General features: G+C 66.5%; 11 protein-coding genes. 9 read left to right on the forward strand and 2 right to left on the reverse strand.

Annotated elements, in window-relative coordinates:
- The first annotated feature begins 245 nt into the window (after window positions 1-245).
- The 8 genes from AQZ49_RS20625 (at window position 246) to AQZ49_RS20660 (ending at window position 10,574) form a co-directional block, all read left to right on the forward strand.
- Window positions 246-989 carry a GntR family transcriptional regulator gene (locus AQZ49_RS20625; RefSeq protein WP_067620543.1) on the forward strand — a complete coding sequence of 248 codons (744 nt, stop codon included), beginning with the start codon at window positions 246-248 and terminating at the stop codon, window positions 987-989.
- A 5-nt stretch (window positions 990-994) separates the two neighbouring features.
- Entirely contained in the window at window positions 995-2,020 is a 1,026-nt protein-coding gene (locus AQZ49_RS20630; protein ID WP_067620578.1) for an SIS domain-containing protein, read from the forward strand.
- On the forward strand, window positions 2,017-3,186 hold the full coding sequence (nagA, locus tag AQZ49_RS20635) for an N-acetylglucosamine-6-phosphate deacetylase (RefSeq protein ID WP_067620546.1): 1,170 nt from the start codon (window positions 2,017-2,019) through the stop codon (window positions 3,184-3,186). The genes AQZ49_RS20630 and nagA overlap by 4 nt, the downstream gene beginning before the upstream one ends.
- The gene (locus tag AQZ49_RS20640) at window positions 3,176-5,182 is read left to right on the forward strand and encodes a beta-N-acetylhexosaminidase (protein WP_067620549.1); all 2,007 of its coding nucleotides are present in this window, start codon (window positions 3,176-3,178) and stop codon (window positions 5,180-5,182) included. Before nagA ends, AQZ49_RS20640 begins: the two co-directional genes overlap by 11 nt.
- Window positions 5,179-7,629 (forward strand): phosphoenolpyruvate--protein phosphotransferase, encoded by a 2,451-nt coding sequence (ptsP, locus tag AQZ49_RS20645; protein ID WP_067620552.1) that lies wholly within the window; start codon window positions 5,179-5,181, stop codon window positions 7,627-7,629. The genes AQZ49_RS20640 and ptsP overlap by 4 nt, the downstream gene beginning before the upstream one ends.
- 5 nt (window positions 7,630-7,634) lie before the next feature.
- Entirely contained in the window at window positions 7,635-9,374 is a 1,740-nt protein-coding gene (gene nagE / locus AQZ49_RS20650; RefSeq protein WP_369819164.1) for an N-acetylglucosamine-specific PTS transporter subunit IIBC, read from the forward strand.
- Window positions 9,375-9,700: 326 nt separating this feature from the next.
- Window positions 9,701-10,051 (forward strand): antitoxin Xre/MbcA/ParS toxin-binding domain-containing protein, encoded by a 351-nt coding sequence (locus tag AQZ49_RS20655; RefSeq protein WP_067620555.1) that lies wholly within the window; start codon window positions 9,701-9,703, stop codon window positions 10,049-10,051.
- Window positions 10,032-10,574 (forward strand): RES family NAD+ phosphorylase, encoded by a 543-nt coding sequence (locus AQZ49_RS20660; RefSeq protein WP_231739351.1) that lies wholly within the window; start codon window positions 10,032-10,034, stop codon window positions 10,572-10,574. Before AQZ49_RS20655 ends, AQZ49_RS20660 begins: the two co-directional genes overlap by 20 nt.
- 148 nt (window positions 10,575-10,722) lie before the next feature.
- Here AQZ49_RS20660 and AQZ49_RS22890 read toward each other — a convergent pair whose 3' ends face one another.
- Both AQZ49_RS22890 and AQZ49_RS20675 read right to left on the reverse strand, forming a co-directional pair.
- On the reverse strand, window positions 10,723-11,259 hold the full coding sequence (locus AQZ49_RS22890) for an arginase family protein (RefSeq protein WP_369819165.1): 537 nt from the start codon (window positions 11,257-11,259) through the stop codon (window positions 10,723-10,725).
- 253 nt (window positions 11,260-11,512) lie between these two features.
- Entirely contained in the window at window positions 11,513-12,607 is a 1,095-nt protein-coding gene (locus tag AQZ49_RS20675; RefSeq protein WP_082701957.1) for an integrase arm-type DNA-binding domain-containing protein, read from the reverse strand.
- 515 nt (window positions 12,608-13,122) lie between these two features.
- Here AQZ49_RS20675 and AQZ49_RS22895 point away from each other — a divergent pair.
- Window positions 13,123-13,339 (forward strand): hypothetical protein (locus tag AQZ49_RS22895; protein WP_231739352.1); only part of this gene is annotated, 217 nt, incomplete at its 3' end.

Below are 13,339 nucleotides of genomic sequence, written 5' to 3' on the forward strand. Positions count from 1 at the left end.
GGGGACAGATCGGCCGCAAAGCTGGCGCGTCCGCCCGGATCAGATCAATATAATACCACGGCCCACCCAAATTTGACCCAAAGGCGCAGCCTTGGACTCCATTGGTAAAGCCAATGTCACATGATTTGCATACCTCTGCAAGGGGTAATGTATACCAATAAGATACCATTGTGCTTGCCGTTGCCGAATTTTGCGGTTAGGGCAGTACAGGCGCAGGATTTGACCGCGAAACTGGAGCGCAAGCGTTGAAGATCTCGGATATCATCGGCGACCTGGAGGGGCAGGCCAGCGGGCCGCTCTATCAAAAGCTGCACCGCGCGCTGCGCCAGGCGATTGTCGACAAGCGGCTGGCGGCCGACGATGCCCTGCCGGCCGAGCGCGACATTGCCACCGATATCAATGTGTCGCGCATTACCGTGCGCAAGGCGATCCAGGCGCTGGTCGATGAAGGGCTGGTGTCGCGCCGCCATGGTGCGGGCACGTTCATCACGGCGCGCGTCGAAAAGAGCTTTTCCAAGCTGTCGTCGTTTACCGAAGACATGGCCGCGCGCGGCTGGCTGGCGCGCAGCGCGTGGCTGCGCCGGTCCGAGGGCACGGTAACGCCCGAGGAATCGCTGGTGCTGGGGCTCAGTCCAGGCAGCTCGGTCTATCGCTTTCACCGTATCCGTTATGCCGACGATCAACCGATGGCGGTCGAAACCTCGACGGTTCCGGCCTATTGCCTGCCATCGAAAGAAGCAGTCGGATCATCGCTCTATGAAGCGCTCGAGGCCAGCGGGCATCGCCCGGTCCGCGCGCTGCAACGCCTGCGCGCGGTGCTGTTCGATGACAGCCAGTGCGAATTGCTGGGGGTCGAACCGGGCGCGCCGGGGCTGTTGATCGAACGGCGCGGGTTTCTGCCCGACGGGCGCTCGGTCGAACTGACCCAGTCGTGGTATCGCGGCGACATGTACGACTTTGTCGCCGAACTCAACGCCGGGGCGGCATGACGGCGATGGTTGCCGAACGGGGCACGGTGATGGCGCGCGAAGCGGCCGAGGCGCCTGCGCGCGTGGCGCAGCAATGGCGCGACGGCGGCGCGGCGATCCGCGCGCTGGCCGCGCGGTTGCGCGCCGATCCGCCGCGCGCGGTGGTGACGATCGCGCGCGGCAGTTCGGACAACGCGGCGACATATGCGCGCTATCTGATCGAAACCCGGCTCGAGGTGCTGACCGCCTCGCTCGCGCCATCGACCGCATCGGTGTTCACCGCGCAGCCCGACATGGCCGGGGTGCTGGCGCTGGCGATTTCGCAATCGGGTCGCAGCCCCGATCTGATCGCGGCGGCGCGCGCCGCGCGCGATGGCGGGGCCTTGCTGGTGGTGTTGGTCAACGACACCGCCTCGCCGCTGGCGGCGATGGCCGACGTGGTGATTCCGCTCGATGCCGGGCCCGAACTGGCGGTCGCGGCGACCAAGTCGTTCATCACCGCGCTGTCGGCGATTGCCGCGCTGGTGGCCTGCTGGTCGGGGGATGACGCCATGCTGGCGGCGGTCGAGGCGTTGCCGCAACAGCTTGAAGCGGCGTGGCACAGCGACTGGCAGCACTTTGTCGATGCGCTGGCCGATGCGGTCGGGCTCTATGTGCTGGGGCGCGGGCCGGGCTTTGCCGCCGCGCAGGAGGCGGCGCTGAAGCTCAAGGAAACCTGCGGCCTGCATGCCGAAGCGTTCAGCGCTGCCGAAGTGCGCCACGGGCCGATGGCGCTGATCCATTCCGGATTTCCGGTGATCGCGTTCGTGCCCGACGATGCCGGGCGCGAAGGGGTCGATGCCGCGATTGCCGCCGCGCGCGCACAAGGCGCGACGATGCTCGAAGTGGGCGGGGTCGATCCATCGGGCCCGGCCATCCCGCGCACGCATCCGGCGCTGACGCCGATTGTCCAGATCCAGGGTTTTTATCGCCTGGTCGATGCGCTCGCCGCGCGGCGGGGCTATGATCCCGACAGCCCGCCCCATCTTGCCAAGGTTACTTCGACGCGATGACCCCGATTTCGACTGCGCGTGCGCTGATCAATGCCCGGGTCATGTTGCGCGATGGCCTGCACGACGGATTGGCCGTGGTGATCGACGGCGCGCGGATTGCCGCGCTGGTGCCGGCCGGCGATCTGCCTGCCGCCCTGCCGCGTGTCGATTGCGCGGGGCAAAGGCTGCTGCCGGGGTTCATCGATGTGCAAGTCAACGGCGGCGGCGGGGTGCTGTTCAACGATGCGCCGAATGTCGAAACGATCGCCGCGATCGGCGCGGCCCATCGCCGGTTCGGCACCACCGGGTTTCTGCCGACGCTGATCAGCGATGATCTGGGCACGATCGCGCGCGCGCTGGCGGCCACCCGCGCGGCGATTGCGGCGGGCGTGCCCGGCGTGCTGGGCATCCATGTCGAAGGGCCGTTCATCAGCATGGAGCGGCGCGGCATTCACGACCCCGCACGGCTGCGCACGCTCGATGCCGAGGCGCTGACACTGCTGACCGCGCCGGGGGCGGGCAAAGTGCTGCTGACGCTGGCGCCCGAACTGGTCGATGATGCGATCATCCGCTCGCTGGCGGCGGCAGGCGTGATCGTTTCGGCGGGGCACACCAATGCCGGGTTCGCGCGCATGCAGGCCGCGCTGGACGCCGGGGTGACGGGGATCACCCATCTGTTCAACGCGATGTCGCCGCTCACCAGCCGCGAACCCGGCGTTGTCGGCGCGGCGCTGGCGGGCGATCCGTGGTGCGGGATCATCGTTGACGGGCGCCATGTCGATCCGGTCACCTTGCGCATCGCGCTGGCCGCACGGGCCAATGCGCGGTTCATGCTGGTGACCGACGCGATGCCCTGTGTCGGGCAGGCGGCCACGACGTTCGACTTGCAGGGCAAGACGATCACCGTGCGCGATGGCGCGTGCTATGACGACGAAGGGCGGCTGGCGGGATCGAACCTCGACATGGCCGGGGCCTTGCGCAACGCGGTCGATCTGCTGGGGCTCGATCTTGCCACCGCATCGGCGCTCGCCAGCGGCGAACCCGCCGATTTTCTGGGCCTTGGCGGCGAACGTGGCCGCATTGCGGTGGGTGCACGCGCCGATCTGGTGCTGCTCGATGCCGGGCTGCAAGTGGTCGAAAGCTGGATCGACGGGGCTGGTACCGGGGCCGTTGACCATGGCGGTTGACTGGCGCGCCGGGCTGGCCGCGCTGGCGTTGATCGCGGCGCCGGCGCGGGCGGTGGCGCTGCCGGTCATTCCCTTGCCGCAAGTGGTGCAAACGGTCGATGGTGCGGCGGGTGCCGCGCTGGGCGATGGCACGCCGATCGTGGTGCCGCGCGGCGATCGCGAAGCGGCGGACGTGGCGCAATGGCTCGATGCGGCGGTGCGCGACCATCTCGGGCGGCATTTTGTGCGCGACGGGGCGGCGCGCGATGGCGCGATCCGGTTGCGGCGCGTGCCGGGGTTGGGCGCAGAGGCCTATCGGCTCGATATCGACAGCCACGGCGCGACGATTGCGGCGACCACGCGGCAGGGCCTGTTCTATGGCGCGACGACTTTGTGGCAATTGCTGGCGGCCAAAGGCGACGCGCCGCTGGCGGCGGTGCATATCGAGGATGCGCCGCGCTATCCGTGGCGCGGGCTGCTGCTCGACAGCGCGCGCCATGTCCAGAGCGTGGCGACGATCGAACGCCTGATCGACGTGATGGCGCTGCACAAGCTCAACCGGCTGCAATGGCATCTGACCGACGATCAGGGCTGGCGTCTGCAGATCCGCGCCTATCCGCGCCTGACCGCGATCGGCGGCTGGCGCCTCGATCCTTATGGCCAGCGCTATGGCGGGTTCTATAGCCAGGACGAAGTGCGGCAGGTCGTTGCCTATGCCGCCGCGCGCAATGTGACGATCGTGCCCGAAATCGAGATGCCGGGGCACGCGCTGGCGGCGCTGCGCGCCTATCCCGACTGGGGGTTTGCGGGCGTGCCCGCTTCGGCCCAATCGGACTGGGGGGTGTTCCCGTCGATCTTTGCGGTCGATCCGCCGACGCTGAAGGCGCTCGAAACCGTGCTCGATGAGGTCATGGCGCTGTTTCCCTCGCACACCATCGCGATCGGCGGGGATGAGGCGCAGCATGGCCAGTGGCGCGCCGCGCCCGCCGTGCAGGCACGGATGAAGGCGCTCGACCTGCCCGACGAGGCCGCGTTGCAGGGCTGGTTCACCGCGCAGATCGCGGGCTATCTGGCGGCGCACGGGCGGCAGGCGATCGGCTGGGACGACATGCTGTCGGCGGGCGGCATCCCGCGCGATGCGGCGATCCTGTCGTGGCACAGCGCGCACGATGCGACACGCGCGCTGCAGGCCGGGCACGATGTCGTGCTGGCGACCGATCCGGTGTTCTATTTCGACCATATCCAGGCTGCCGTACCCGATGCCCCGCCGGGACGCTGGGCCGTGGTCAGCCCAAGCGATGTCTATCGCGTCGAGCCGGGCCAGGTCGATGGCACAGGCGGCGGGCATCTGCTGGGAGTGCAGGGCGAACTGTGGAGCGAATATCTGCGCACCGATGCGCAGATGCTGGCGATGGCCTGGCCACGTGCCGCCGCGCTGGCAGAGCTGGGCTGGACGCAGCCCGCACGACGCGACTGGGACGGGTTTGCCGCGCGCCTGCCCGATGAATATCGTCTGCTCGATCGCTGGCAGGTGCCGCTTGCGCCGGGCCTGCGCGGTCAGCGGGTGGAACCGGTTGCGCTGCGCGGTGTCAAGACCAGCCAGATTCTGGTGTCCTGTTCGAACCGGTTGCTGCTCAATCTGCCCGCGCGCGACGGTCATCCCTTGCTGGTCGATATCATGGATCGCTGCTGGAAGACCTATGCCGAACTTGGGCATGGGCCGATCACCGTGCAGATCGCCGCGCTGGCGTTCAACTATCAGCTTGCCGACGATGCAAAGGCGATCGTGCTGCGCGCCCCGGCCGGTACGCAGGACGAACTGGTGGTCAGGCAGGACAGGTGCGACGGGCCCGAACTGGCGCGCGTCGCGCTGGGCGCGGTGCCGCATGATGGCGTGCCGGTCGCGCTGCGCGTGCCGCTGGCAGGCGATCCGAAGGGTGCGCATTGGCTGTGCCTCTATACCGCAACGCATGGACCTGCGCCGCTGTGGGCGATCGATCGGCTGGTGCTGCCATGACCGCGCCGATCATGCTGGTCGCGCCGTTTTCCGGCTGGTTGACCGCGCTGGCCGAGGTGCCCGATGCGGTGTTTGCCGAGGGCATGATGGGCCCCGGCGTGGCGCTCGATCCGCTCGACGGGGTGTTGTGCGCGCCGTGCGATGCCACGGTCGTCGCCTTGGCATCGACCGGGCATGCGATCACGCTCGGCCTCGACAACGGGGCGCAAGTCCTGCTGCATATCGGCATCGACACGGTGGCGCTGCGCGGCAACGGGTTTGACGGAGCGGTGATGGTGGGCGAGTGGGTGCGGACGGGGCAGCCGCTGATCCGCTTTGATCTCGATCGGGTGGCCGCGGGCGCCCGCAGCCTGATTACCCCGATCGTGATCGCCAGCCCCGGCTTTGCGCTGGTCGATGCGGCGCCGACCGGTGCGGTCGCGACGGGTTCGCCACTGTTTGCGGTCATACCCGAAGCCGCCACCGTGGCCGAAGACCCCGAACCGGCTGGCGATATCTGTGAGCGCTCGGTCGTGGTCGGGCTGGAGCACGGCATTCATGCGCGCCCGGCGGCGCGGATCGCGGCGGTGCTGGCGACGTTGTCGGCCGATGTGGAGGTTTTCAAGGCGGCGCGGCAGGCCGCCGCGCGCAGCCCGGTGGCACTCATGACACTCGATGCGCGCGGTGGCGATACGCTGGTGCTGCGCGCGCAGGGCCCCGATGCGGCGCGTGCGCTCGATGCGGTGGCGGCGCTGGTCGTCGGCGCCGATCCCGATGCGCATGAGGTGGCGGCGCCCGTCGCGGTGGCGGCGGGGCCGGTCTGTGCCAGCCCGGGGCTGGCAGTCGGGCCGATCGCGCATTTGCGCGTGACCGAGGGCACCGTGCCACCCGATGGCGAGGGGCCTGACCACGAACACCAGCGGCTGGCCCTGGCGCGCCGGGCCGCCGCCGCGCGGCTGGGCGCGGGCGGCATTGCCGAGGCGCATCGCGCGCTGATCGAAGATCCCGATATTGGCCGGATCGCCGCGCAGGCGATCGATCAGGGCCGCAGCGCGCCCTGGGCCTGGCGTGCGGCAACCCGCAGCCATGCCGAGGCCTGGAGCGCGACGGGCAATCCGCGCCTGATCGAACGCGTGGCCGATCTGGCCGATGTGGCGGGCCAGGTGCTGGCCGAACTGGGCCATGGCGCCACGCTGGCGCCGGTTGCGGCGGGGGCGATCGTGGTGGCGCAGGATGTGTTGCCATCGCAATTCGGCGCGTTGTGCCGCGATGGCGCGCCGGGCGGGCTGTGCCTGGCGGGCGGCGGCCCCACCTCGCATGTGGCGATCCTGGCTGCGGCGGCGGGGATACCGATGCTGGTTGCCGCAGGGCCCGATGTGCTGGCGGCCACAGAGGGCGCGCTGGCCGTGCTCGACGCCGGGGCTGGGCAGATCGATCTGGCCCCAGATGCCGCGCGCATCGCAGCGGCGCGCGCGGCAATTGCCGATCAGGCGGCGCGGCGCGCGGCGCAGCGGGCGATGGCGGGCGCTTTGGCGCAGACCGCCTGCGGCACGCGGATCGAGGTCTTTGCCAATTGCGGATCGGTCGAGGATGCGCACGCGGCGGTCGCCGCCGGGGCCGAAGGGTGTGGCCTGTTGCGCAGCGAATTCCTGTTTCTCGACCGCGCCGATGCGCCGGGCGAGGACGAACAGCGCGCCATGTATCAGGCGATTGCCGATGCCATGGCGGGGCGTCCGCTGATCGTGCGCACGCTCGATGTGGGCGCGGACAAGCCGCTCGCCTATGTGCCGATGGCGGCGGAGGACAACCCCGCGCTGGGCCAGCGCGGCATCCGCCTGTCGCTGGCGCGGCCTGTGCTGATGGCCACGCAACTGGCGGCGCTGGTGGCGGTGCAACCCGCCGGGCAGTTGCGGATCATGGCGCCGATGGTGGTCGATCGCGGCGAATTGCGGCGCCTGCGCGCCATGGTCGATCAGGCCGCGGGCAAGGCCGGGATTGCCGATGCGGTGCGCGTGGGGGTGATGATCGAAACCCCGGCGGCGGCATTGCTGGCCGATCAACTGGCGGCAGAGGCCGATTTCCTGTCGATCGGCACCAACGATCTTACCCAATATGCGCTGGCCGCCGATCGCGGCAATCCTGCCACGGCGGCGATGATCGATGCGTTGCATCCTGCGGTGCTGCGGCTGATTGCGCATTGCACCGCAGGCGCCGCCGCGCATGGCTGCCCGGTCGGGGTGTGCGGATCGGCCGCAGGCGATCTGCTGGCGGTGCCGCTGCTGATCGGGCTGGGGGTGGGCGAACTGTCGGTCACGGCTGGGCGCATCGCGGCGGTCAAGGCGCTGTTGCGTACAGTCACACTGGTCGAGGCGCGCGCCCTCGCGCAGGCGGCGCTTGCCGCCGACAGCGCGGCGGCGGTGCGGGCGCTGGTGCGGGCGAAACTCGGCGACCGGTTGCAGGAAAGTTGAACGGCATGGGCATGGCGCACCACGGGTACCGCATACTCGCCACGTTGCAGCCGCTGGGCCGCGCGCTGATGCTGCCGATCGCGGTGCTGCCGGTGGCGGGGCTGTTGCTACGGCTGGGTCAGCCCGATATCCTCGGGCTGGCCTTTGTGGCGGGTGCGGGCAGCGCCATTTTCACCAATCTGGGGCTGCTGTTCGCGATCGGCGTGGCCGTCGGGCTGGCTCGCGAAAACCATGGCGCGGCGGGTCTGGCCGGCGCGGTCGCGTTTCTGGTAACGGTTGAAGGGGCCAAGGCGCTGCTGATTGCGCCGACCGATCTGGCCGGGATCGCGGTGGCGCACGATGCCGTCGTCGGCGCCTGGCGCGCGCATGAAGTGGGCAAGCTGACGGTTCCGGCGGGGATCCTGTCGGGGCTGGCGGGCGGGCTGCTGTACAACCGGTTTCATGCCATTCGCCTGCCCGAATATCTGGCATTCTTTGGCGGACGACGGTTCGTGCCGATTGCCGCGGGCGGGTTTGGCGTGGTGCTGGCAGGGCTGCTGGGCTGGGGCTATCCCGCGCTGTCGGCGGGGATCGACGCGATCAGCCGGTGGGTGGTGGGCGCGGGCTGGTTCGGGCTGTTTCTCTATGGCATGCTCAATCGCCTGCTGCTGATCACCGGGTTGCACCACATCCTCAACAATGTGGTGTGGTTCATCGTCGGCGACTATCACGGGGCCAGCGGCGATCTGAACCGGTTTTTCGCGGGCGATCCATCGGCCGGCGCGTTCATGAGCGGGTTTTTCCCGGTGATGATGTTCGGGCTGCCGGCGGCGTGCCTGGCGATGTACCGCACCGCGCTGCCCGAACGCCGCGCCGAAGTCGCGGGGCTGTTCGCCTCATTGGCGGCAACGTCGTTTCTGACTGGGGTCACCGAACCGATCGAATTCACCTTCATCTTTGTCGCTCCTTTGCTGTTTGCGGTGCATGCGGTGCTGACCGGGGTGGCAATGGCGGTGATGAACCTGATCGGGGTGCGACTGGGTTTCGGGTTTTCGGCGGGTCTGCTCGACTATCTGATCAATTTCCGGCTGGCCACGCGGCCCCTGCTGCTGCTGCCGGTCGGCGCGGTCTATTTCGCGCTCTATTATGGCGTGTTCCGGTTCTGCATCGTGCGGTTCGATCTGGCGACGCCGGGGCGGCGGAGCGAGACGGCGGCCGATGGCGCGCCGACCGGCGCGGATGACCGCGTGGCGGCATTCGTGGCGGCGCTGGGCGGGGCGGGCAATCTGGTCAAGATCGATGCCTGCACCACGCGGCTGCGGCTGGTGATGGCCGACCCCGCCGCGATCAACGAAGCCGCGCTGCGCCGTCTGGGCGCACGCGGGGTGGTCCGACCCGGCGGCGGCGCGCTGCAAGTGGTGATTGGCCCGACCGCCGACGCGCTGGCATCGGATATCCGCCGGTTCCGAGGTCTGCCCGCCGTCGCTGCGCCCCCGCCACCGGCGCCGGACGTGGCATCGGTGCCTCTGGCCGACTTTGTCACGCAGGAACGCGCCGGGGCGCTGGTCCGCGCCTGTGGCGGGGCGGCCAATCTCGATCGGACGATCGCCTGCGGATCGCGGTTGGTACTGGCGGTGCACGATCAGTCGCAGATCGACCATGCCGCACTGGCGCGCCTGTCGCCGCACGGCGTGGCGCAGACCGGCGCGGGGGTGCATCTGCTGCTCGATGACGCCGACAATCTGGCTCGCTTGATGACAGGTTAGCAGGCCGTCGAGACAGCCCGGCGGATCAGCCGGAGGTTTTGCCCGGGGTGTCGGCTTGCGCGGTGCGGAGGAGGGATTTTGGATGTTTTATAAGGCTATGAATTTTCAAAATAAACAATCCGATACCCCATCGCGGTACCCCCAAGGATACCCCCAATTTAGGTCCTGCGACGAGGAGCTCTGGATATGCGGCCAACCGATTCTTGGGGTCATTTTTGAGAACCATTTTACGCGCAACTCGACCGTCGCGCACTTCCATTTGATGCCATTGCAGCTCTCGCATATTGACGCTATATATCGTCAATAATCTTGAGAGCGAGGCCACAATGAGCATGGAAGCATATGTCAGCGAAGGGATGTTCGACCCCCGGCGGATTGCGACTACGCTGCTGACCAATGCCGATGACCTTGCCCGAACGGCGGGTCTGGGCAAAGACGCAATCCAACGTGCCGTGCGCGTTCGCCAACCCCGCACCCAAAAGCGCCTGCGTGAACTGGTCGAGGTGCTCAACAAGGTCGAACCGCGCTTCGGCTCGGCGCTAGTGGCTTATGGCTGGTTTCGCTCGGAGCCGTTGCCGGGCTTCTCCGGACAGACCGCAATGCAACTGGTGCAGGCGGGGCGTGCCAGCGATGTCCTGGAGTACATCGATGCGGTCGATGCCGGCGTTTACGCCTGATCGATCCACCACGATGGATTACAGCGGATTTCTCTACCGGGCGCTGAACCCGCTTTGGGCATCATCGCCCCTTTCCGGTGAGGGAGCCGCGCGCTTTGGCGGCCGGTTCAACCCGAAAGGCATGCCAGCGCTTTACACAAGCCTCAGGCCTGAAACCGCCATGCGTGAGGCCAACCAGGTTGGCGCCTTTCAGCCGATCACACTCGTCGCCTACAGAGCAGAGATCGTTCGTGTCTTTGACGGGACCGACCCAGTAGCATTGAGCAAGTTGGGTATTTCAGTGGCAACGCTTGCAGACTGTCGCTGGCGCGACACGATGTTGGCCGGCAGCATACCCGCGACGCAGCAACTCGCGATTGATCTCAAGGTTCAAAGGTACGCAGGCATTCTCGTCCCAAGCTTCGCGCCTCATGCCCAGGCAGATGACCGCAATCTGGTGCTTTGGACGTGGGGCCAGCAGCCCCCTGCCGTCCTGCAACTGATCGACGATCAAGGGCGCTTGTCATCGCCTCCCCAAGCTTAAATCTGCCAAAGTCGGCGATGCAATTCAATCGGCCTGCCGTGATCGCGTGGAGGACTCGTGGACCAACGCAGCGTCAAGGCCCTCCGACATCTACCTTTTCGGACAATCCATTGAATAGAAATGAAGTGATACAATTTGATCGAAGTAATTAATCCAATTGCAGAATATCGCGCATTTCCTGAACAAGGCTTGCCTGAAAATCAGTGACCCTCTGGTCGGGCTGCTGCGCCATGAAAAAATCCAGTTCCGGATCGATGACTGCGCTGCGCTTTCCGGCAAGGGCTTCAAGGATCGCCAGGCCACAAAACGGCACATAGGCTTCGGCATAACCGCCTTCGTGAATGACCGCGAGACGTCCGCCGTACAGGTCATCGGCCAGATCGACCATTCGTGTGGTCATGGCTCGAAAACTGTCGGAATGCAGCAATTGCCGTGCGAGCGGATCAACAGCATTGGCATCGAGGCCGCTGGCAACGATGATCATGTCCGGCCGGTATCGCCGCAGCGCAGGGACGACGATGGTGTCTATCGCGTGGAGATAGGTTGTGTGGCCGCTGCCGGCGGGCAGGGGAATGTTGAGGTTGCAGCCAAGGCCCGTCCCGGCGCCGCAATTTCGAACCCGCCCTTGCTGAAGGGGGCAAACAGCCCCAATTCGCCGCCGCCAGCATCGCTCAGCCGCATGAATTCATCGATGTAGCCTTGGGCATGGACCCGGGTCAGGTCGGCAAGGCTGGCCGGAGCGGCGCTGCGGATCGCCAGTTCGCTGTCAAAGCCCGAGGCACGGACCAGATTGAGCAGCCGTCGCTTTGAACCTGGGGTGTCTGCACCATAGCTGCCGGCAGGCGGTTCGACCCAGTCCCCGATCGGCAGGAACAGCGCCTGAACCCCGGTGCTGTGCCAGAAAGTGCGCTCATCGGTCAGAAAATGCGTTGTGGCAGTCATGGCTTGGCATCCTTCAAGGCAAAGACCTGTTCGCCGGCGATGTAGGTGGCAAGCACGCGGGTGGCGTGGATCTGGCCAATCGGCGCGGTCAGCGGATTGCGATCGACCACGATCACATCCGCCAGCTTGCCCGGCTCGATCGTGCCGCCTCGGTCTAGCCGCCCCATTTCGCGTGCGCCGTTCACGGTCAGCAGGCGCAGAGCCTCGGCCCGCGTGATTGCCTCGTTCGGCGCCGCTGCCGGGCCGGTTGCGCCGGGCGCCTGACGTGTGACCAGCGTTTCCAGCGCCAGCCACGGATTGACATCGGCAATCACTGGCCAGTCCGACCCGACCACCACATTGGCCCCGGTCGTGACGACTTCTTGCACCGGCCACAGCCGCTGCATGCGCTCTGGGCCCACGGCTTGCGTGGGTTGCCCCTCATAATTCTCAACCGCTCTGAGCAGGGCGCCGAGCATTTTCGGGTCGAGAATGGCTGCATGGTGCTTGGTCTTCGGCGTGATCAATGCACCCTTGAGATCGGCTGAGATATCACGCTGGGCGCGCGCCGTCGCAATGGCATAGCGAAAGATCGTGCCGAAGGTGCTGCGCAGCCTGTTTGCGGTTTCATAACGCCCACGAACTTCAACCGTCCGCAGGATATCAAGGAGATCGCGAGCGGTGAGATCGGTTATCGGGCGCTCGCCGATATGCGGGATGGCAAAGTCGACCAGCCACCGCAGCTTGCTCATCGTCGATGCGCTGCGTCCTTCGCATTCCAGCTTCTCCAGCCATTCGCGACTGATTGCCTGGAAAGTGTCTTCTGAGCGCGACTTGATTTCGCGCTCCTGCAACCGTTTGGTTTCAATGGGATCTTTGCCGTCGGCTAGCGCTTCACGGGCCTGCGTACGCCTTTCGCGCGCCTTGGCGAGCGAGAGGTCGGGGTAGTTCCCAAAGGCTATCGTGCGCTGTTTGCCGCCAAACCGATAGTTCATCCGCCAGAGGCGCCCGCCGGTGGGCGTAACGAGGAGATATAGCCCCATGCCGTCAGTCAGCTTGTATGCCTTATCCTTTGGTTTTGCAGCATTTATTGCAGTGACGGTCAGGGGCATGATGGTATCTCGCCGGACGCTGAATCTCGATACCAACAAGAATACCATAAGGGGGGCCGGCTGCAACTGGACAGCACTGGACATAGCTGTCCAAACGATTTGCAAAAACCGCAGAATTCCGCGGTTTTTTCGACGCTGCTGGATCTCGGTGGATGTCGCTGGAAGGGCCAATGGTGCCCGGGGACGGAATAGCGCCGAGCCTGATTTTCAAGCTATTAGCGGTCCCCAACCATACCGCTTGACCTATGGAAACGCTGCGATTCCCGTGCGTTCGGTTCCCAACCTTGGAACCACGTTCATCGCTCCTGTTTCGGTCGATATCTCATGTCCGCAGCGCCAACCATGCCGATAAAACAAAACGCCCCCGCCCGGCTGGGCGAAGGCGTCGGTTGTCTGCTTGGCGGCGACACTGACGATACTAGCACCAACAGCATGCGCCGCCAAGCCGTGCTACGCCGTGGTGTGCCGTCGCATCGTGCAGATCTGATCGCCGGGCTGGCGTTCGGGGGTGTGGTATGAGCGATTTGCTAGCCCGCCTCATAGCCGACGGTCTGTCACCGGATCTTGTGGCCGAAGTCGCAATGATCCTGGCTGAAAAGAAATTGGCTGAAAGATCCCTCGAGGACCGTCGGGCAAAGGATCGGGAGCGCCAAAACCGTCGCCGATCACGTGATGTCACGGATTGTCACGTGACAGACCGTGACAGCGCGACCGAACCCTCCCTTTCCCGCC

The organism is Novosphingobium sp. FSW06-99, from assembly GCF_001519065.1.
Taxonomy (GTDB): Bacteria; Pseudomonadota; Alphaproteobacteria; order Sphingomonadales; family Sphingomonadaceae; genus Novosphingobium.

Coding starts and splice junctions, on each gene's coding strand:
- ptsP (WP_067620552.1), top strand. CDS start 5,179: ATGACCGCGCCGATCATGCTGGTCGCGCCGTTTTCCGGCTGGTTGACC.
- nagA (WP_067620546.1), top strand. CDS start 2,017: ATGACCCCGATTTCGACTGCGCGTGCGCTGATCAATGCCCGGGTCATG.
- nagE (WP_369819164.1), top strand. CDS start 7,635: ATGGGCATGGCGCACCACGGGTACCGCATACTCGCCACGTTGCAGCCG.
- AQZ49_RS20640 (WP_067620549.1), top strand. CDS start 3,176: ATGGCGGTTGACTGGCGCGCCGGGCTGGCCGCGCTGGCGTTGATCGCG.
- AQZ49_RS20655 (WP_067620555.1), top strand. CDS start 9,701: ATGAGCATGGAAGCATATGTCAGCGAAGGGATGTTCGACCCCCGGCGG.
- AQZ49_RS20660 (WP_231739351.1), top strand. CDS start 10,032: ATGCCGGCGTTTACGCCTGATCGATCCACCACGATGGATTACAGCGGA.
- AQZ49_RS20675 (WP_082701957.1), bottom strand. CDS start 12,607: ATGCCCCTGACCGTCACTGCAATAAATGCTGCAAAACCAAAGGATAAG.
- AQZ49_RS20630 (WP_067620578.1), top strand. CDS start 995: ATGGTTGCCGAACGGGGCACGGTGATGGCGCGCGAAGCGGCCGAGGCG.